This window comes from Cupriavidus yeoncheonensis (genome assembly GCF_905397275.1).
In the GTDB taxonomy this organism is placed as follows: Bacteria; Pseudomonadota; Gammaproteobacteria; order Burkholderiales; family Burkholderiaceae; genus Cupriavidus; species Cupriavidus yeoncheonensis.
The window spans coordinates 19,490-37,521 of the sequence record NZ_CAJPUY010000028.1; the positions used below are offsets into that span (position 1 = coordinate 19,490).

Below are 18,032 nucleotides of genomic sequence, written 5' to 3' on the forward strand. Positions count from 1 at the left end.
CGCATCATGATGCGCTGCCTGAACGCGCCGGAACCCGAAGCGGCGCTGCAAACCGACGGTGAGCCGGCCACGCACAGCACCTTCGCCGTGAGCCGCTGGCGCAACGGCGAACACGCGCTGAGCCCGGACGAACTGGCCGAAGAGGTGCCCGTTGCGCTGGAATACAACGGCATCTCGCATGCGGTGATGCTGGCCACGCCGGCGGACCTGGAAGACTTTGCGCTCGGCTTCAGCCTGAGCGAGGGCATCGTCTCCAGTCCGCGCGATGTGTACGACATCGAGGTCGAAACGCGCGAACACGGCATTGCCGTGCGGCTGGAGATCGCATCGGAAGCCTTCATGGGGTTGAAGGAACGGCGCCGGTCGCTGGCGGGCCGCACGGGCTGCGGCCTGTGCGGCACCGAATCGCTGGAGCAGGTGATGCGCATGCCGGCTCCGGTGAAAAGCGAAGCCAGCTTCCACACCGAGGTGATCCAGGCCGCCTTCGTGCAGCTGCAGTTGCGCCAGGCGCTGCAGCGCGAAACCGGGGCGACGCATGCGGCGGCGTGGCTGCGTGCCGACGGCCATGTCGCGATGGTGCGGGAGGACGTGGGCCGCCATAACGCGCTGGATAAACTCGCCGGCGCGCTCGCGCGCGGCGGTGAAGACATCGCCACCGGCGCGGTGCTTGTGACCAGCCGCGCGAGCTATGAAATGGTGCTCAAGGCTGCGTCCATCGGCGCCGGCGTACTGGCCGCCGTATCAGCGCCGACCGCGCTGGCCGTGCGCCTGGCCGAGCAGGCCAACATCACGCTGGCCGGCTTCGTCCGCGCCAGCGGCCACGTGGTCTATACCCATTCCCAACGCCTGCAACAGGAAGCGAGCCTGGCATGAAGATCGATAACCTGATTACGATGGCCAACCAGATTGGCAGCTTTTTTGAGGCGATGCCGGATCGCGAGGAAGCTGTGGCTGATATCGCCGGACACATCAAGCGGTTCTGGGAGCCGCGGATGAGGAGGGCTTTGCTCGGGCATATGGATGCCGATGCCGGCGCCGGGTTGCTTGGGATTGTGCAGGAAGCGGTGGGGCGGCATCGGGGGGTGTTGGAGTGAGGATCTGGTTTTTTGCCTGAGGTATTGTGCCTGGCGCCGCCAGGCGCAATACCCCTCGAATAATCGGTTCATTGCCGATTTCCGAAGAAGGCCGCCCGGGTCTTCAGGAAGAAGTGATCGTGCCACGCAGGGCCATCAAGAAGCCACTTCGGGCGTGGGCGCGCCCCGCCTCGACATGGACTTCGCTTCGGTGGCCTCAAAACTTGTGCCGACCCCCCAGAACCGCACCGAGTTGATTCGCGCCCGGCTGCACGGCCTCGTTCGTTGCGCCAAGCTGACTGTTGAAGCCATTCACGCCCAGGCTCGATTTCCCCTTGTTAAGCACATAGGACGCTACTGCGTAGAGATCGGTCCGCTTCGAAAGAACATAGTCTGCCAACATGACGAACTGCCACGGATTTCCTGCCCCGGAATTCCGGAGGTTCTGGTAGTAGGCGGAGCCAGTGAGCGACAGCGCGGAAGTTACCTGATAGCCCACACCCATCCATGCCAGGTTCGACGCAGTGTTGACCACAGCCGACCCGGGGAGGCTGGCACCGTTGAACGCATGGGCATAGCGGTAACCCGCGTGAATCTTGGCAGAGCCATACGCGTAGGTGCCACCCACGCCGACTCGCTGGATCAGTCTGTTTGTCTGCAGCGCCGTAGCGGCCGATTGGTTAGCCTGATCATAGGCCGCCCCGATGGAGAACGCGCCTCCAGCGTAGTTCGCGGCGAGAGAGTATTCGCGGCCGTTCGTGAAGTTGCCCGGAACTTCCTGATTGTTGTTGTTGAAGCTGTATAAGCCCGTCACGCCCAGGCCACCAAAGGTACCCATGTACTTTACGGAGTTATCGGCGCGCGCCGAGCCCATGAATGGATCCTGCGACGCGATGGAGTAGCGACTCGAGATCGCCATCGGATCGTATGCGACCGCGAAGTCGTAGAGAGGCGTCGTGTGGCGGCCCAATGTCAGCCTGCCCCATTTGTTCTCGAGTCCGACGTAGGCGCCACGACCGAACAAGCGACCGCTTTGGGTGCTTGTGCCGTTGTCGATGGAAAATCCGCTTTCCAGAAGGAAGAGGCTTTTCAGGCCGCCACCCAGGTCCTCAACGCCACGCAACCCCCAACGCGATCCGGACTGGTTTCCCGATTGCAGGGCCACCAGGCCATGGCCCGAGGCACCGGGAGCAACCGTTCCCGTCGATGACACAGCATGATTCAGGTACTCGATCCCTGCGTCTGCAACGCCATACAGGGTAACGCCGGACTGCGCATGCGCACTGCTCGCAGACAGCATCGCCACCGCAATGGCAAGGTACTTGCATTTCATTCAGTTGTCTCCTCATGGGTCGGGACGGCTCTGTCCCAGGGAATTGCGGCGCATGTTTGCGCCGGCAGCGTGGATGGCGACTTCGCAAGGCTTTTGTTTTTCTGGTTCGACAGGCTCTGGAACGCCGTCGGCAGGATTCTGACTCTCGCGTCTCTCGCCGGACAACCCCAGCCGGGGTTGGACGCGCATAAGGAGATCTGATGCTTGCAGCTGTGTGCGACGTTGATTACCCTTGCCCGAACGTCCTCCGCCAGCTACCCATGCAACTGAACCCTCGTCAACTCGAAGCCTTCCGCAGTGTCATGGTTTCCGGCAGCATGACTGTTGCCGCCGAACTGCTGAAGATCAGTCAGCCGGCGGTGAGCGCACTCATCAGGGATCTGGAAAAGAGACTGGAAGTCCGTCTGTTCCGGCGGGAAGGCAATCGCCTCATCCCGGGCGCGGAAGCCCAGCGGCTGTTCCGGGAGGTGGACCGGTTCTATCAGGGTATGGAGCAGATCGAGCGCGTGGCGATGGACCTCAAGTCAGCGCGCGTGGGTACCTTGCGTGTTGCATCCATGCATACGTTGGGCTTGAGCTTGCTCAGCGAAGGAATCAGGGAGTTTTCACTCTCGCGCCCAGATCTGGACATCTCGCTCGACGTTCGAAACTCCCTGGGCGTGCTGGAGCTGGCCGCTGCACACCAGATCGATGTCGGCTTTGTGCAGATGTCCGGCAACGAGTACCCGGGAGTGGATGTTTCCCCGTTGCCAAGCGTCGCGGCCGTCTGCGTCCTCCCTCGGGGCCATGCTTTGGCCCGCAAGAAGTCACTAAAGATCACTGACCTGCAGGATGAGCCGCTTATCTCCCTGAGCCGCAATAGCCCGGTACGTATGCGACTGGAGATGGAACTCGAGGCCGCCGGCGTGACATGCAAACGCTCGGTGGTCACATCGCTCGGTCACGTGGCGTGCAGTCTGGTGGCAGGCGGCCTCGGCCTGACTGTGGTCGACCCCTTCACCGCTCGCAGGGTGCGCGAACCGGGCGTGGTCTGGCGTCCTTTATCGCCAGCCGTGGAGTTTCACTTTTCCATCGCTCTGCCTTCCCATCAACCGCGATCAAAGGTTGTTGACGACTTCATCAAAGTGGTCAAGGCACTCTTCAAAGCCAACGTGGCTATGCCCTAGTCCTCGGCACGCTCCACCGGACTATCCATTTCCTCAACAGCGAGGCACCGGTAGGTCTTTCGCGCCACAAACTATTGTGCGAGCAGAAGAATCTCTTATGCGCGTCCAACTCCGTCTGTAGTTGTGCGTGCCTGACCAAAAATTCATCATCTAGTCATGGAATCGGACTGGCAGGACTGACCTGCTCGACCTTCTTGAGCGCGCCTGGTGAGGCCCCTTCCGATTCGTTTTTAGCTGGGTACAGAAGCGCCGCCTCACGGCTCGCGCAAATTGCCTCACTTAATGCCATGACATCCACGACTTCCCACGAAACACTACTTGCCGAAGCCCGGCTAAGCTCGCCCCCTGCCTCCCGGCTGATGAAGCACTACGCCCTGCCGGGACTCGAGCGCGAACGCAGGCAGTTTCACGAGTTCGTCGCCGTTGATCTTGCCCATACCACCATGCTCGTGGAGGAAGGCATTGTTTCGGCGGACACCGGACGCGCGATCCTGGAGCAATTGCTGACCATTCGGCACATGGAGCCTGCGGAGTTTCCAGTGGACGCGCGCAAAGGCAGCTTCCTGTTGCAGATCGAGTCGTATCTCTTCAGCGCGATTGGCGAGGATGTCGGTGGCCAGATGCACACAGGCCGCAGCCGGATCGATCAAGGCGCTACCGTGCGCCGCCTGTACAAGCGGAACCGCATCCTGGATGTGATGGACCGGCTGAACGAGTTCCAGGGTGCAGTCGCCGAGCAGGCGCGCCGCCATGCTCACACCATCATGCCCGGCTACACGCATATGCAGCAGGCACAGCCGTGGGTCTTCGGACACTATCTCCTCAGCTTCAGTTCTCGCCTGCATGACAGCTTTGAGCGTCTGGCTCAAGCCTACAGGCGCGTCAACCGCAATCCGTTGGGCACGGTGGGTCTTTCCGGCACGTCGTGGCCGCTGAACCGCGCGCGAACCACGGAACTGCTTGGATTCGATGGCCAGGTCGAAAACTCGAAGCTTGGTCGTGAAGCCTTTGACGCGGCAGAGGCGATTGGCGCGTTGTCCTTCATCATGGCCGACCTGAACGATCTGGCTACCGATCTGCATATCTGGTCCAGCACCGAATTCGGAATGGTCGAATGCGATGACAGCTACTGTGGCACGAGCAGCATCTTCCCGCAGAAGAAGAACCCGGTAGCCCTGGAGACCATCAGGAAGGCGGCCGGCCCTGCGGTAACGTGGCTCGGCGCCGCGCTGGCGACGTTTCGGGCCGAGGGGACGGGCGACCAGGCAATGCGCACCGTCTCTCAAATCGATGAAGCGTTGTCGACGACCGAGAGCATGCTCGATTTGTTCACGGGGGTCATCGAAACGCTGATCGTGCACCAGGACCGCATGGCCGAATCGATCAAGGGCAGTTGGTGCACCGCAAGCAACCTCGCGGACGTCATCGTGTGTGAGCGAGGCCTGTCCTTCCGCCAGGTGCACCACATCGTCGCCCGTGCGGTGCGCAACTGCGTGGCGCAGGGACTGCGCCCGGATCAATTGACCAGTGCCCGTCTCGACGAGGCTGCGCTCGAAACGGCCGGTATCGCGCTGAACCTGGGCGACTCCGCCGTACGGGAAGCGCTTGATCCGCGCCGCTTTGTCGAGACCCGGATTACCGATGGAAGCATCGGGCCGCACCAGGTCGCACGATTGCTCGAAGGGGCGGCGCAAGCGCGAGCCGCAGATCAACAATGGGTCAGTATGGCGCGTAACCAATTGAATCGTTCGCAGCAGATGCTCATCGAGGCTGTTGTCAAACTGGTTGCCTAAGGCGTCCTGCCGAAGACAAGATGCTTAAGGAGACGCAGGTCATGTTGAAGTCTGTCGCAGTTTTCATGTCGGTCGCCGCGCTTTCCGTGGGTGTTCGCGCGGAGACCTATCCATCGAAGCCAATCATGCTGGTCGTGCCCTTTGCGGCTGGCGGTACGGTGAACATGATGGGCCGCCTGGTAGCCGAGCATCTGGGGGAAAGGCTCGGTCAGCCAGTTGTCGTCGACAACAAGGCCGGGGCCGGTGGTGCAATTGGTGCGGGATTCGTCGCCAAGGCTGCCCCCGATGGATATACCCTGTTGCTGGGTTCGATGGGACAAGCCGTTCAGCCTCTGCTTACCAAGCGGCTATCGTACGATCCCAGGAAGCTCATTCCTGTCGCGATGTTCTCGACAGTGTCGAATGTGCTGGCCGTATCCAGCAAGACACCCGCAAAGAACGTCTCGGAGCTGATCAGCTATTCGAAGGCGAATCCCGGCAAGCTGAACATGGCTTCAGCGGGGATGGGCTCCATCAATCACCTCATCGGCGAGCTGTTCATGTCCAGGACGGGAGCCAACTTCGTACACGTACCGTACAAGGGAGCTGGTCCTGCAGGCGTCGACTTGCTCTCCGGGCAGGTACAACTGATCTTCGCGAATCTGCCGAACGTGCTTCCCTTTGCGAAGGCAGGTAAGGTCCGCCTGCTGGCTGTCGCCAGCGAAAAGCGCGATCCTGCTATTCCCGACGTGCCTACCTTCGCCGAAGCAGGCGTAAAGGACGCGGTTGTCGAATCGTGGTACGGCCTGATGGCACCTGCCGGTACCAGGCCTGAGGTAGTGAAGAAGCTTCAGGATACTTTGCTGATCATGACCAAAGACAAGCGCTTCATTTCCCAACTGGCGGAGCAAGGCGCCCGACCATACCCCGGCGCCAGTACGGACATGACGCAGCTGATAGAAAGGGAAGGGAAACGCTGGCGTGAGGTGATCGACCACGCCAGGATCTCGCTGGACTGATCCGGCACACTGCCGAAGCCTGGACGTCTTCCGAAGCATTGAGCAGTACTGGGCCCTCCCGCGCGGAGGGCTTTTTTTGATCATTTCCGATCTTGGGGAGACTGAAGCATTCTTAACGGATATACACATGACAGACCGCGAACTGATCGTGCCACCGACGATGCAATGCATCGTGAAGCGTGCCGGCTATATACCCGCTGTAAAGATAGGCGCCTCCGTTTTCTGCGCTGGACAGGTCGGGCGTACCGTTGACCTCGAAGTCATCGCTGATCCCGAGGCGCAGTTCCTGGCGTGCTGGGAGAATCTGCGAGCGGTGCTGGAAGAGGCCGGGTGCAGTTTTGAAGATGTTGTCGATATGACGACGTACCACGTGCAGATGAACAGGCATATGCCCATCTTCCGCGAAGTGAAGAATCGAGTCTTTCCACGCGGCACATGCGCATGGACCTCGATAGGTGTGTCCGAACTGGCACATCCCGGCTTGCTGGTCGAGATCAAATGCGTGGCAGTGAAGCGAGATTCGACTGCAACGTGAGCGTATTCCCCAATTGGCCACTGGCCGAAAGCCGGCGAACACACGCCGCCAAGGGCAACACCCCTCAAATAATCCCCACCCCTTACCTCAACCTCATCGGCTCCAGCAACGCCCCATCATATTCGCCCCTCGAAATCTTCCCCAGCTCCAGCATCCGATGCAGGATATAAGCCTGCCGCTGCCGCGCCCGCCGCGGGTTGACCACCGGATTGTTGGCGGAAGGTGCCTTGGGCAGGCCGGCCAGCATTGCGCATTCGGCCAGCGTCAGTTGTTCGAGCGATTTCCCGAAATACACCCGCGCCGCGTCGGCAAATCCATACGCCCCCTGCCCGAGGTAGATCTTGTTCATATACAGCTCGAGAATCTCGTCCTTGCTCATCGCATGCTCGATCCGGTACGACAGCAGCACTTCGTAGAGCTTGCGCGTATAGGTCTTCTGGCGCGACAGGAAGAAGTTGCGCGCTACCTGCATGGTGATGGTGGACGCGCCCTGCGACAGCTCGTCGGAGAGATTGGCTACGCCGGCGCGGATCACGCCCACGTAGTCGATGCCGTCATGGAGGTAGAAGCGCTCATCCTCGATGGCGACCACCGCGGCGGCCAGGTCGCGCGGGAAGTCGCGCAGGGGAACGTAGTCGGGCGTGCTGCGGAACGCGGTCAGCGCATCGAGCGACGGTAACTGGCGGTTGGCCATCAGCACGGCAACCGTGGCGAGCAGCGCGCCGCCGACGATGGCGAGCACCAGCAGTTTGACAAAGGCGGACCAGAGACTTTTCATGCCGCGTATTGTGCCAGCCCGGCTCGGTCGCCGGTCGAGACCCCTTCATGCGGCCGCGATAGCGCGGCGGCCATCGGCAGGGTGATCGTGATTGCACTTGTCCCGTTCGACACCGCCTCGCAATTCCGGCTGCGAATTGCGGCCGCCGTGATCAAGATCAAGACTCCGGCCGATGCGGGAATCCTTGCGCACCCGTGGCGTCTCACCTGTAAAGGCGCATGCGGCAAGGGCAGAGCGGCATGGCTGGTGGTTCGGCGCAATGCGGGAAACCGGCAGGTGACGCGTGCGCGGGAGTGGTCTGAAATAATCAGGAGTCGATCATGAAAGTTTTAGTGCGAGGTCTCCGGCCCGGCGTTGACGCCGCAACGTTGCGTGCGGCGCTGAAGCCCTACGCGGATGTGCGCGCGGTGGAACTGGTGCGCGAAGGCGATCCGAAGCACCCCTGGGCATGGGTCGACATCGCGGCGGGCGCGCTGACGGTGTGGAAGCTGGTGGCGCGCCTGGATGGCCGCTACATTGCCGGCTGCCATCTGCGCTGGTACGTGCCGGCCTATCGCGGCCGCAACGCGGCGCCGGCAGCGGCCTGACGCGATCGCCCGGAGCGCGGCGCGGACAGATCGCGCCAGAGAAGACAGACAAAAGGACAACAGATGATCAGCCAATGGTTGAGCTGGGCCGGCAGCATGCGGGCATTGCATGCGCCAGGCCTGCATACGGTGGTGCCATCCGGGCCCGCCGGGATCGGTAGTGAACTGCAACTCGAGACCGTCAGCAACGCGCGAGACCTGGGCGGCCTTGTCGGCGCCGGCGGCCGCCGTGTACGACACGGCCGCCTGTACCGCAGCGGCAATCCGGCCCTCGCATGCGGTGCCGACATCGAGCGGCTGCAGGGACTGGGGCTCGACATGGTGGTGGACTTCCGCTCGCCGGGGGAGAAGTCGGCGGATGAAGCGCCCTTCGGCCAGCGCTTCAACTGGATCGCGATGCCGGTGCTCGAAGGGAGCATGGCCATGGACGTCCTGATGCCGCGCCTGCGCGAAAGCACGCCCGAGGACGTGGATGCATTCATGCTCGGCGTCTATCGCGATTTCCCGGTGCGCTACCGGCGGGTCTTCGGGGGTTTCATGCGCAATGCGCAGGCGGGCAAGACGCTGCTGTATCACTGCACCGCTGGCAAGGACCGCACGGGCTTTGCCTCGCTGCTGCTGCTCTCGGCGCTTGGCGTGGGGCAGGACGATATCCTTGCCAATTACCTCGAATCCAACCAGCGCAATGCGGGCTTCAACACGCAGGCGCTGGAACGCATCGCGCAGTTCGGCATCCGGCCGGAAGTCATGATGCCGTTGCTTGAGGTGCGGACCAGCTATCTGCAGGCGTCCATGGAAGCGATCGAGGAAGCCTACGGCGATATGGAGCGCTATCTTTCCGAGGGGCTGGCCGTGGATGTGGACGGAGTCAGGGGATATTACCTGGAAGGGTGATGGACGCGGCGCCTGCCCAGGGCGCCATCGTCACCGGTCGGCAGGGCCTCATCGCCGCCCGCATTCCCTCATGATCCGGGCCGTGCTCAATGCCACGATCCCTTCCTCGTCGGTCGGCAACACCAGCACCGGCACGCGGCTGCCATTGCTGCTGATCCGTTGCCCGTTCTCCTCATTGGCCCCGGCATCGAGACTGATGCCGAACAGCGTTTCCAGATGCGCGCAGATGCGTGACCGCACCGCGGGTGAGTTGGCGCCGATCCCCGCAGTGAACACCAGCGCATCGAGCCCCCCGAGCGTGACGGCGAGCTTGCCGATTTCCTGCGCGGCGCGCAGCGCGTAGAAGTCCACCGCCAGCCGCGCGCGCGGCTCGTCGCTGGTCAGCAGCGCGCGCATGTCGCTGCTGACGCCGGACAGCCCCTTGAGGCCCGATTCCCCGTACAGCATCGACTGGATCGCATCGGCGGTCATGCCCTGCTGCGCGAGCCACAGCACCACTCCCGGGTCGATCGAGCCGCAGCGCGTGCCCATGGGCATGCCGTCCAGCGCGGTCAGTCCCATGGTGCTGTCCACGCTGCGCCCGCCGTGCATGGCGCAAAGGCTCGCGCCATTGCCGAGGTGCGCGACGATCACGCGCCCCTCGGCCAGGTCCGGCGCCACCTGGGTCAGCCGCCGCGCGATGTACTCGTAGGACAGGCCGTGGAAGCCGTAGCGCCGGATGCCGCGTTCGTAGTACGAGTAGGGCAGCGCCATCAGTTGCGCGAGCATGTCGTGGCCGGCGTGGAAGGCCGTGTCGAAGCAGGCCACCTGCAGCAGGTCCGGTGCGGCCTTGCGTACCGCGCGGATGGCGGTGAGGTTGTGCGGCTGGTGCAGCGGCGCCAGCGGGATCAGCGCTTCGAGCCGCGCGATCACGTCATCGTCGATGCACACGGCCTGCGAGAAGTCGCTGCCGCCGTGCACCACGCGGTGGCCGACCGCCACCGGTGGGTTGTCGCGCAGGCCGATGCTCAGCACCAGCCGCACCAGGCGGAACGCGGCGTCATGGTCGGAAACCTGCGACACCGGAAAGGACTCGTCGGCGACGACGTGGCCGTCGGCCATGCTGGCGCGCAGCCGCGGCGCGACGCCGATGCCTTCGATCTGGCCGTTCGCGCTCAGCACCGGGTTGATATCGGCATTTTCGTGCGCGGCTTCAGGGACGGTGTAGACCGATACCTTGACGCTCGACGAGCCGGCATTGACGACGAGGATGACGGGATGAGGGGTACTCACGCTCGATGCACTCCGCATTAGGTTGGTGGGGCGGCTCAGACGCTCACGGCAGCCTCGGCGCTGCGGCGCGCGTGCGCCAGCAGTACCGCGATGGCGCAACTGCCGATGCGCGCGCGCACGCTGTCGGCACGGCTGGTCAGGATGATGGGCACGCGCGCGCCCAGCACAATGCCCGCGGCTTCGGCGCCGGCCAGGAAGGTGAGCTGCTTGGCCAGCATGTTGCCGGCTTCCAGGTCGGGCACGAGCAGGATGTCGGGATCGCCGGCGACTTCCGAGTCGATGCCCTTGGTGACCGCGGCTTCGCGGCTGATGGCGTTGTCGAACGCGAGCGGGCCGTCGAGCAGCGCGCCGTTGATCTGCCCGCGCCGGCTCATCGTGCACAGCGCCGCGGCATCGATGGTGGACGGGATCTTGTCGGTCACGGTTTCCACGGCGGACAGGATCGCCACCTTGGGGCGATCGATGCCGAGCACGCGCACCAGGTCGATGGCATTGCGGCAGATGTCGGCCTTGTCGTTGAGCGTGGGGAAGATGTTCACCGCGGCGTCGGTGATGAACAGCGGCTTGTGGTAGCTGGGCACGTCCATCGCGAACACATGCGACAGGCGCCGGCCCGTGCGCAATCCGCTGGCCGCGGCAGTGACCTCGTGCAGCAGTTCGTCGGTGTGCAGGCTGCCCTTCATCAGAAGCTCGGCATCGCCGTTGCGCACGGCCGCGACCGCGAGCTGGGCGGATGCATGGCTGTGCGGCGCATCGATGATGGCGGTATCGCCCAGCGCCAGCCCATGTTCGGCGGCGACCTGGCGGATGCGTGCCGCCGGGCCAACCAGGATCGGCACGATCAGGCCAAGCGCGGCAGCTTCCAGCGCGCCGCTCAGCGATGACGCGTCGCATGGGTGCGCCACCGCAGTGGGGATGGGCGGCAGGCCGGCGCAGCGCGCCAGCAGGACGGCGTACTTGTCGGTGCCGGCGTGGCCGGACGCCGGCGCACCGGCGGATTCGGAAAGCGTGGACATGGCAGGCGAAGCGGCAGTCATGGCGGATCCGTAGGCTGGGTTCGGCGCAGCATGTTGCACTGCGCAAGGCGCATCGGGCCCAGTATAGGCGACGAATCTTGCCTTTCGATGACTCGGAGAGGGCACTGCGAGGCTGCCGCTGGCTGCACGCGGCGGGCTGCATGGCGCGGTTGCCATTGACACCGCGCGCTGGTAGTCTTGTTTTTGCTGCAAAGCACAACGCGTCACTTCCGGATCATCCCCGAGGGACTGCTCCGGCATGCGTGGCGCACCCACCCGATGCCAACAGGGGAAGTGGAATGTCAGCTAGCGAAACCGGCGGCCTGTCCAACGACAAGCCTGGCCAGCCTGAAACCACCGGCGCACTGGCGCAGTTCGGCGCTTTTGCTCCATTCGCCGCGTGGCCTTTGGCTGCGCTCGAATACGGGGTCGATGCCTGGCAGCGCTCGGTCCTGTTGCTCGACATCCTGCGCCAGCGCGGCAACGAATCGTCCGAGCACGAACGCGAGGGTATGCCGGCCGTGCTCGTGTTCGACCACGAGATGCTCGCCGACGCGCGCACGCTGCCCCAGCCGGTCAACTACGCGCTGCTGCGCATCATCCCGCCGGCCAGCATGCCGACCGATCCCGCCAAGCGCCCGTTCGTCGTGATCGATCCGCGCGCCGGACACGGCCCCGGCATCGGCGGCTTCAAGGCCGACAGCGAGATCGGCATCGCGCTGCGCACCGGACATCCGTGCTACTTCATCACGTTCTTCCGCGATCCGTGCCCGGGCCAGACCATCGAGGCCGTCGCGCGCGCCGAGGCGGGCTTCCTGCAGATCATCAACGAACGCCACCCCGATGCACCGGGCAAGCCATTCGTGGTCGGCAACTGCCAGGCGGGCTGGGCGCTGATGATCCTCGCTGCCGTGGCGCCGGACGCGGTCGGCCCGCTGCTGGTGGCCGGCGCGCCGCTGGCGTACTGGTCCGGCAAGCGCGGCACCAACCCGATGCGCTACAGCGGCGGCCTGTTGGGCGGGTCGTGGCTGGCATCGCTGACGGCGGACATGGGCAATGGCCGTTTCGACGGCGCCTGGCTCGTGCAGAACTTCGAGCGGCTCAATCCTTCCAACACGCTCTGGGGCAAGCTCTACAACGTCTACGCCAAGGCCGACACCGAAGGCCCGCGCTTCCTGGAGTTCGAGCGCTGGTGGGGCGGGCACTTCCTGATGAACCGGGAAGAGATCGACTGGATCGTGCAGAACCTGTTCGTCGGCAACCGCCTGACCGCCGGCCAGGTGCGCAGCGCCGACGGCAAGACCGTGGTGGACCTGCGTAGTATTCGTTCGCCGGTGATCGTGTTCGCGTCATGGGGGGACAACATCACGCCGCCGCAGCAGGCACTGAACTGGATTCCGGACCTGTACGCCACCGACGAGGAACTGATCGCCAATGACCAGGTCATCGTCTACTGCCTGCATCCGACCGTGGGGCACCTGGGCATCTTCGTGTCGGCGGGCGTGGCCAACCGCGAGCACAGCGAACTGTTCTGCGCGCTGGACCTGATCGACGTGCTGCCGCCCGGGCTGTACGAGGCGAAGATCGAGGATATCGCGCCCGGCACGCCGCACCGCGACCTGATCGAAGGGCGCTACCTGGTGCGCTTTGAGCGCCGCAAGATCGCGGACATCCTTGCGCTCGATGACGGCCGCGAGGACGAGCGCGCGTTCGAGGTGGTGCGCCGCATCTCCGAGGTCAACCAGCACCTCTACGACACCTTCGCGTCGCCGCTGGTGCGCGCGGCATCGAGCGAACTCACCGCGGAGGCCGCGCGCGAGATCCACCCGTCGCGCCTGGAGCGCTCGGTGGCCACCGACGCCAATCCGTGGATGGCATGGATCGGCGCGCTGGCGCCGGTGGTGCGCGAGCACCGTCATGCCGTCTCGCAGGACAACCCGTTCCTGACGATGGAGCATGCGGTGTCGGCGCAGATCACCGTGGCGCTGGACCAATACCGCGATGCGCGCGATGCCTGGTACGAGCAGGTATTCGAAGCGATGTACCAGTCGCCGATGATGGCGGCGCTGGTGGGCATGACAGCGCAGGCGCCCGTCAACCTGGAATCGCCGGTGACGGTGCAGCTGCGCAAGGAGCTGGCGCAGCGGCGTCTGCAGGATGCCCAGGCTGCCATCGGGCAGGGCGGCATGCACGAAGCCTTCGTTCGCGTGCTGGCCTATGTGGCGGATGCCGGTGCGGCGATCGAGGAACGTCCGTTCAACCTGCTGCGCCAGATGGCGCGCGAGCAGCCGGAAGGGCGCGGCCGCCTGACGCTGGCCGAGTTCAAGTCGCTGGTGCGGCAGCAGACCTTCATCGTGCAGCTTGACCGCCAGCGCGCGCTGGAAGCGCTGCCGCAGATGGTGCCGGAACAGGACGAGCGCCGCAGGCTGATGGTGGCCGCGCATCGCGTGCTGACCGTGATCGCGCCGCTGGAGGGCGAGCGCCTGGCGCACTACCGCGAAGTGGCCGATGTGCTGGGCACTGACCACGCGCATGGCGGGGCACAGCCCGCCGCGGTGACCGTGGTCCCGGCCGCGAAAACCGGCAACGCCGGCAACGGGCGCGCGCGCGTGGCGCGTCCGGAGGCAAGCCATCCGGCCACCGGCGGCAAGCGCGGTGCCGGCGGCCACAGCGCGTAGCAATGCGCACACACTGACCATCAACGTTTCCGGGAGTCCGCCATGGTGCAGGTATCGAATCCGCCGCTGGCCGGCGCGCGCGTGCTGATTGTCGGCGTGGCCAATGCCGAGTCCATCGCCTGGGGGTGCGCGCGCGCCTTTCGCGAGCTGGGCGCGGACATCGCGCTGACCTATCTCAACGACAAGGCCCATCCCCACGTCGCGCCGCTGGCCGAAGCGGTGCAGGCGCCGATCCTGATGCCGCTCAATGTCGAGGACGACGCGCAGATGGACGCGCTGTTCGCGCGCATTGCCAGCGACTGGGGCCGGCTCGACGCCGTCGTGCACTCGGTGGCGTTCGCGCCGAAAGAAGACCTGCAGGGCGGCCTGATCAACTCCTCCGCGGCGGGCTTCGCGCGCGCGATGGATATCTCGTGCCACTCGTTCATCCGCATGGCGCGGCGCGCGGCGCCGCTGATGACCGAAGGCGGCACGCTGTTCGCCATGAGCTATGAAGGCGCCAACCGCGTGGTGCCCAACTACGACCTGATGGGTCCGGTCAAGGCGGCGCTGGAGGCGAGCTGCCGCTACCTCGCGCATGAACTGGGGCCGCGCGGCATCCGAGTGCATGCGATTTCGCCGGGACCGCTCAAGACGCGCGCGGCATCGGGCCTGAAGGACTTCGACCTTATGCTGGCAGAGGCTGCGGGGCGCGCGCCGCTCGGCGAGCTGGTCGACATCATGGATGTGGGCTTTGCCACGGCCTATCTGGCAACGCCTTTTGCCCGGCGGCTCTCCGGCAACACGGTGTACGTCGATGGCGGCGTGCACATCATGGCCTGAGCGCGCCCGGCGCGCACCACGGCCACCGGCACCATGCAGATACTGATTCGCGGCCTGCACCGCAACGTCACCGAAGCGATGCTGCGCGACATCCTCGCGCAGCATGCGCCGGTCAACTCCGTGGAGATCGTCCGCGACGGCGATCCCGAACGCCCGTGGGCCTGGGTGGACCTCGCGGTCGACCATTTCATGGCGTGGAGCCTGCTGCGCCAGTTGGACCGCCAGGTCTTTGCCGGCGGGCGCATGCACTGGTACATCCCCGCGCATCAGGAGCCGGAGTCGCCGGACTGACGGCGCAAAGCGATTACCTGGCTTGTCTCATAATTGTCCGGCGCCACTCGGACCCTAAATTTCTGCTTGAACGAGCCCCAGCCGCGGACTGAGGCGCATGACGGTGTATTTCAGGGTCAGGCCTGCGTGATAGGCCATCCGCTGGAACACCTTTCTCATTATGTTGAAGGCTGCATTGACGTCAGCGTGTACCCTGGCCAGGCGTCCGGTCTGATGGGCGTTGACAAACGTGTTTCGTTCGTCCTTCAGACGCCTCCCCAACGGCTCGTGGGCCGGCGAGGTCTGCTCGGGCTCGACTTTCGTCGATGCTGATTTCTCTGCTGCTGCCTTCGATTTCTTCTTTCCGCTGTGTTTGCGAAGCGGCTCGTTATTCACGAAACTCGTCTTGCTTGTGTAGGACTCCTCGGTGGTAACGACGACAATGCCCTGCTGTTCGGCCTTGTAGCGGATCAGCTCAATCAATCTGGCGTGCGGGATAGTGCGGAAGCGTCGATTCTGGGTGGTGCCCATGTCGCCGCCATTCTTCCAACCCTTGTTCTGTCCAATGACGATGACCTGCACACCGCGCGTTGCGCAGTTGCGAACGAGGTTGTTGCTCAACTTGTGCAGGAAGTCGTTGAGCCATTGGGCTCGACGGCGTTGCGCCTCCAGATATGCGGGGTCTGCATAGAGCGCCTTCATGCCTTTGCGCAACACCATCTGGTCACCGCGCGACAGCCTCTCGCCTCGCTGCTTTGCTTCATCCATCTTGGCCTGCAGCGCGCGGAGTTCAGGCGTCATCAACACCGACTTCAGACGGTCGATCCGCGCGTCCTGCCGACCCATGACGACCTCGAATCTGCCGGAACTCACGACGTGGGCATGGCTGCCGGTCGTATAAGCGACCGTCGCCATATTATTGACGCCTAAGTCGATCCCGGCTGAAGGCATATTCTCGTGCTCCGATAGGGCGCACACGAACACATCGTTGCGCTTGGCCGGCGTCAGCGCCTTGCCCTTGGCCGTGACCAGTTGCGCAGCGAGCTCTTGCTCCAGCATGGCCAGCGGCGAGTTCTGATCGAACTCCCGCGGCACGCGCACCACTGCCTCGAACTTCACGCCTTGCCCGGTGGGGACGATTCGCAGGTGTTGGGGCGTTCCGGAGCCGAACCCGCGCCGCATGAGCGCTCGCTCGATCACCTCCAGAATTGGATAGGTGTTCCACGCCGCCATCTCTTCGGCGGTGAGCGCAAGCGTTTCCGCCATATCCACCGGGATCACCTTGTCACCCAGCCCAATGAGGGTTCGCCCAATCTGGGCGAGTGGGATTTCCAGCACGTAGCGGCTATTGCCGGCCAGATACGACGGCGAGCGAGGTTTTCCCGTGAAACCGGCGCCGCCAGCAACGAACTTAGCTAGCGAGTTGAAATAGCCTGCCCACGCTGCCTTGTAGCGTCGCAATACCTGCTGGGCAGCCGCGGCTGGAAGGCGCCCATAGACCGCAGTGCCGTCCATGCCTGGCCACGCCCTTAGCACGTTGTCTAGGACGGTGATATCGAGCAGCGAGCCGAGCGGACTAAGAGAGAAAGTCTCCAGCCTTGCGACGAGTTTCAGTTCAGGTGTCTTCGCCCCCGGATAGGCCGATGCGACCTCTGACTCATGCTTGTCGCGTCGCGCCGAGTTGATCCGATCAATCGCAACATTGACGCGCTCGATCGCCACACGCTGATGCTCGTGCAAATCGTCCTTGACTCGGTATCCACCATCGACTCTGTCGTAGGCGGTGGTCACGTTGTTGACAGCGAAGTGGGCGGTGTTATAGAGGTTCTTGCACTGCAGGCCGAGCGCCAAGCAAACGGCGTTCAATGCAGCGCCAGGCTTATCGAGAACGAGCGCGCGCTGAACGTAAGCCTTCATCGGCTTATCGTCAACGTGTTGTGGGTCGCTCTCGTTCATGTGGCCTGACTCAATTCAATCATGTCCCGATTGTATCCACGCAGGAATCTCACGCAACTATTTGAGAGCATCACGGGCTGCGCGTGCCGCGCAGATCGAGGTCGTGGTTCGATGCATCGCATCTCAGGTGCGCGGACGCGGAAGACCGCCCAAGCACAGTCTTCGTATCCAGGCCATCGCGACGCTCTTGAAGTGGCGACTCAATCTAACGGTAAGAGAGATTGCAGCGCTCACGGGCTTGCCGGTTGCAACGACGGCGCGGGCGATCCCCCGCGTCGTCCGATGCTTAGCGCATGCCGGGTTCGGCCAGCCATCGGCCCAGATGCTGATCGTAGAGACCACCAGCGTTTGGATCGGTTCGTCCGATGTCAAAGCGTACTTAGGGCACAAACATCACCGGTGCGCCAAGGTTCAGGTAGTGGCTACCGCCAACGGCGCCAAGCGACAGCTATCCTGGCTCGGTGCATGACAAGCGGATCTGGGACACGGAGGCACCAAGGTTTGCACTCGGCGATGTGGTGGTCCTGGGCGATAAGGCGTACGCCGGAGGTCATGGGGAAGGCGTCACACTCTTTCGGCCGACCAAGCGCAATGAGTCCGCCTACCACTCGGACAAGCACGCCGCAAAAAGAGCGCAATCGCCAGATCTCCAGGGTACGGGTTCGCATTGAACATGTGTTCGCCCGGCTGAAATGCTGGCGGGTCATTGCCGGCATCTTCCCTACCATTTGGTCGAAGCTAGGGGTTGTCGTGAAGGCGTTGGCCGTGCTTCATAATCTCGCGCGGGAAATATGAGACTGCCTTACCATAGCCGCATTCCGACTCTGTCGCGCCGCCTTTGCCGGGCGGCGCCACTCACGC

At 63.9% G+C, this 18,032-nt stretch carries 17 protein-coding genes; 12 read left to right on the forward strand and 5 right to left on the reverse strand.

Annotated elements, in window-relative coordinates; genetic code table 11:
* The first annotated feature begins 6 nt into the window (after positions 1-6).
* Together fdhD and KHO22_RS28140 are read left to right on the forward strand one after the other, a co-directional pair.
* The gene (gene fdhD, locus KHO22_RS28135) at positions 7-873 is read left to right on the forward strand and encodes a formate dehydrogenase accessory sulfurtransferase FdhD (protein WP_211950463.1); all 867 of its coding nucleotides are present in this window, start codon (positions 7-9) and stop codon (positions 871-873) included.
* Entirely contained in the window at positions 870-1,094 is a 225-nt protein-coding gene (locus KHO22_RS28140) for a formate dehydrogenase subunit delta (protein ID WP_211950464.1), read from the forward strand. Before fdhD ends, KHO22_RS28140 begins: the two co-directional genes overlap by 4 nt.
* Positions 1,095-1,290: 196 nt before the next feature.
* On the opposite strand, the gene KHO22_RS28145 is transcribed toward KHO22_RS28140, so the two are convergent.
* Positions 1,291-2,406 (reverse strand): porin, encoded by a 1,116-nt coding sequence (locus tag KHO22_RS28145; RefSeq protein WP_211950465.1) that lies wholly within the window; start codon positions 2,404-2,406, stop codon positions 1,291-1,293.
* 200 nt (positions 2,407-2,606) lie between these two features.
* On the opposite strand from KHO22_RS28145, the gene KHO22_RS28150 reads away from it, so the two are divergent.
* The 4 genes from KHO22_RS28150 (at position 2,607) to KHO22_RS28165 (ending at position 6,898) form a co-directional block, all read left to right on the forward strand.
* Positions 2,607-3,572, forward strand: coding sequence for a LysR substrate-binding domain-containing protein (locus KHO22_RS28150; protein ID WP_230427068.1), 966 nt, complete (start codon positions 2,607-2,609; stop codon positions 3,570-3,572).
* Between the two features lie 359 nt (positions 3,573-3,931).
* A complete protein-coding gene (gene argH / locus KHO22_RS28155) occupies positions 3,932-5,365 on the forward strand; it encodes an argininosuccinate lyase (RefSeq protein WP_230427069.1) in 1,434 nt (477 codons plus the stop codon).
* Between the two features lie 41 nt (positions 5,366-5,406).
* The gene (locus KHO22_RS28160; protein ID WP_211950467.1) at positions 5,407-6,363 is read left to right on the forward strand and encodes a Bug family tripartite tricarboxylate transporter substrate binding protein; all 957 of its coding nucleotides are present in this window, start codon (positions 5,407-5,409) and stop codon (positions 6,361-6,363) included.
* Positions 6,364-6,490: 127 nt separating this feature from the next.
* Positions 6,491-6,898 (forward strand): RidA family protein, encoded by a 408-nt coding sequence (locus tag KHO22_RS28165; RefSeq protein ID WP_211950468.1) that lies wholly within the window; start codon positions 6,491-6,493, stop codon positions 6,896-6,898.
* An 82-nt stretch (positions 6,899-6,980) separates the two neighbouring features.
* Here KHO22_RS28165 and KHO22_RS28170 read toward each other — a convergent pair whose 3' ends face one another.
* Positions 6,981-7,676 carry a transglycosylase domain-containing protein gene (locus KHO22_RS28170; RefSeq protein ID WP_211950469.1) on the reverse strand — a complete coding sequence of 232 codons (696 nt, stop codon included), beginning with the start codon at positions 7,674-7,676 and terminating at the stop codon, positions 6,981-6,983.
* 320 nt (positions 7,677-7,996) lie between these two features.
* On the opposite strand from KHO22_RS28170, the gene KHO22_RS28175 reads away from it, so the two are divergent.
* Both KHO22_RS28175 and KHO22_RS28180 read left to right on the forward strand, forming a co-directional pair.
* The gene (locus tag KHO22_RS28175) at positions 7,997-8,263 is read left to right on the forward strand and encodes an RNA-binding protein (RefSeq protein WP_211950470.1); all 267 of its coding nucleotides are present in this window, start codon (positions 7,997-7,999) and stop codon (positions 8,261-8,263) included.
* A gap of 63 nt (positions 8,264-8,326) precedes the next feature.
* Positions 8,327-9,157, forward strand: a complete 831-nt coding sequence (locus tag KHO22_RS28180) for a tyrosine-protein phosphatase (protein ID WP_211950471.1) — start codon at positions 8,327-8,329, stop codon at positions 9,155-9,157.
* 48 nt (positions 9,158-9,205) lie between these two features.
* Here the strand turns inward: KHO22_RS28180 and KHO22_RS28185 are convergent, their stop codons facing one another.
* Both KHO22_RS28185 and KHO22_RS28190 read right to left on the reverse strand, forming a co-directional pair.
* Positions 9,206-10,429: an acetate/propionate family kinase gene (locus KHO22_RS28185; protein ID WP_211950472.1), complete on the reverse strand. Its 1,224-nt coding sequence runs from the start codon at positions 10,427-10,429 to the stop codon at positions 9,206-9,208.
* A 35-nt stretch (positions 10,430-10,464) separates the two neighbouring features.
* Positions 10,465-11,445 carry a phosphate acetyltransferase gene (locus KHO22_RS28190; protein WP_230427071.1) on the reverse strand — a complete coding sequence of 327 codons (981 nt, stop codon included), beginning with the start codon at positions 11,443-11,445 and terminating at the stop codon, positions 10,465-10,467.
* Between the two features lie 299 nt (positions 11,446-11,744).
* Here KHO22_RS28190 and KHO22_RS28195 point away from each other — a divergent pair, with 299 nt between their 5' ends.
* From KHO22_RS28195 to KHO22_RS28205, 3 genes are read left to right on the forward strand one after another with little or no spacing between them, the layout of a single operon-like run.
* A complete protein-coding gene (locus KHO22_RS28195) occupies positions 11,745-14,123 on the forward strand; it encodes a DUF3141 domain-containing protein (RefSeq protein WP_211950474.1) in 2,379 nt (792 codons plus the stop codon).
* A gap of 42 nt (positions 14,124-14,165) precedes the next feature.
* Positions 14,166-14,945 carry an enoyl-ACP reductase FabI gene (gene fabI / locus KHO22_RS28200; RefSeq protein ID WP_211950475.1) on the forward strand — a complete coding sequence of 260 codons (780 nt, stop codon included), beginning with the start codon at positions 14,166-14,168 and terminating at the stop codon, positions 14,943-14,945.
* 33 nt (positions 14,946-14,978) lie between these two features.
* A complete protein-coding gene (locus KHO22_RS28205; RefSeq protein WP_211950476.1) occupies positions 14,979-15,236 on the forward strand; it encodes an RNA recognition motif domain-containing protein in 258 nt (85 codons plus the stop codon).
* Positions 15,237-15,290: 54 nt separating this feature from the next.
* On the opposite strand, the gene KHO22_RS28210 is transcribed toward KHO22_RS28205, so the two are convergent.
* Positions 15,291-17,171, reverse strand: coding sequence for an IS200/IS605 family accessory protein TnpB-related protein (locus tag KHO22_RS28210; protein ID WP_211950477.1), 1,881 nt, complete (start codon positions 17,169-17,171; stop codon positions 15,291-15,293).
* Positions 17,172-17,762: 591 nt separating this feature from the next.
* Here KHO22_RS28210 and KHO22_RS32750 point away from each other — a divergent pair.
* Entirely contained in the window at positions 17,763-17,966 is a 204-nt protein-coding gene (locus tag KHO22_RS32750) for a transposase family protein (RefSeq protein ID WP_211950478.1), read from the forward strand.
* The last annotated feature ends 66 nt before the right edge of the window (positions 17,967-18,032 follow it).

Excerpts from the sequence above, each read along its gene's own strand:
- fdhD (WP_211950463.1), top strand. The coding sequence starts at position 7 with ATGATGCGCTGCCTGAACGCGCCGGAACCCGAAGCGGCGCTGCAAACC.
- KHO22_RS28140 (WP_211950464.1), top strand. The coding sequence starts at position 870 with ATGAAGATCGATAACCTGATTACGATGGCCAACCAGATTGGCAGCTTT.
- KHO22_RS28145 (WP_211950465.1), bottom strand. The coding sequence starts at position 2,406 with ATGAAATGCAAGTACCTTGCCATTGCGGTGGCGATGCTGTCTGCGAGC.
- KHO22_RS28150 (WP_230427068.1), top strand. The coding sequence starts at position 2,607 with ATGCTTGCAGCTGTGTGCGACGTTGATTACCCTTGCCCGAACGTCCTC.
- argH (WP_230427069.1), top strand. The coding sequence starts at position 3,932 with ATGAAGCACTACGCCCTGCCGGGACTCGAGCGCGAACGCAGGCAGTTT.
- KHO22_RS28160 (WP_211950467.1), top strand. The coding sequence starts at position 5,407 with ATGTTGAAGTCTGTCGCAGTTTTCATGTCGGTCGCCGCGCTTTCCGTG.
- KHO22_RS28165 (WP_211950468.1), top strand. The coding sequence starts at position 6,491 with ATGACAGACCGCGAACTGATCGTGCCACCGACGATGCAATGCATCGTG.
- KHO22_RS28170 (WP_211950469.1), bottom strand. The coding sequence starts at position 7,676 with ATGAAAAGTCTCTGGTCCGCCTTTGTCAAACTGCTGGTGCTCGCCATC.
- KHO22_RS28175 (WP_211950470.1), top strand. The coding sequence starts at position 7,997 with ATGAAAGTTTTAGTGCGAGGTCTCCGGCCCGGCGTTGACGCCGCAACG.
- KHO22_RS28180 (WP_211950471.1), top strand. The coding sequence starts at position 8,327 with ATGATCAGCCAATGGTTGAGCTGGGCCGGCAGCATGCGGGCATTGCAT.
- KHO22_RS28190 (WP_230427071.1), bottom strand. The coding sequence starts at position 11,445 with ATGTCCACGCTTTCCGAATCCGCCGGTGCGCCGGCGTCCGGCCACGCC.
- KHO22_RS28195 (WP_211950474.1), top strand. The coding sequence starts at position 11,745 with ATGTCAGCTAGCGAAACCGGCGGCCTGTCCAACGACAAGCCTGGCCAG.
- fabI (WP_211950475.1), top strand. The coding sequence starts at position 14,166 with ATGGTGCAGGTATCGAATCCGCCGCTGGCCGGCGCGCGCGTGCTGATT.
- KHO22_RS28205 (WP_211950476.1), top strand. The coding sequence starts at position 14,979 with ATGCAGATACTGATTCGCGGCCTGCACCGCAACGTCACCGAAGCGATG.
- KHO22_RS28210 (WP_211950477.1), bottom strand. The coding sequence starts at position 17,171 with ATGAACGAGAGCGACCCACAACACGTTGACGATAAGCCGATGAAGGCT.
- KHO22_RS32750 (WP_211950478.1), top strand. The coding sequence starts at position 17,763 with ATGAGTCCGCCTACCACTCGGACAAGCACGCCGCAAAAAGAGCGCAAT.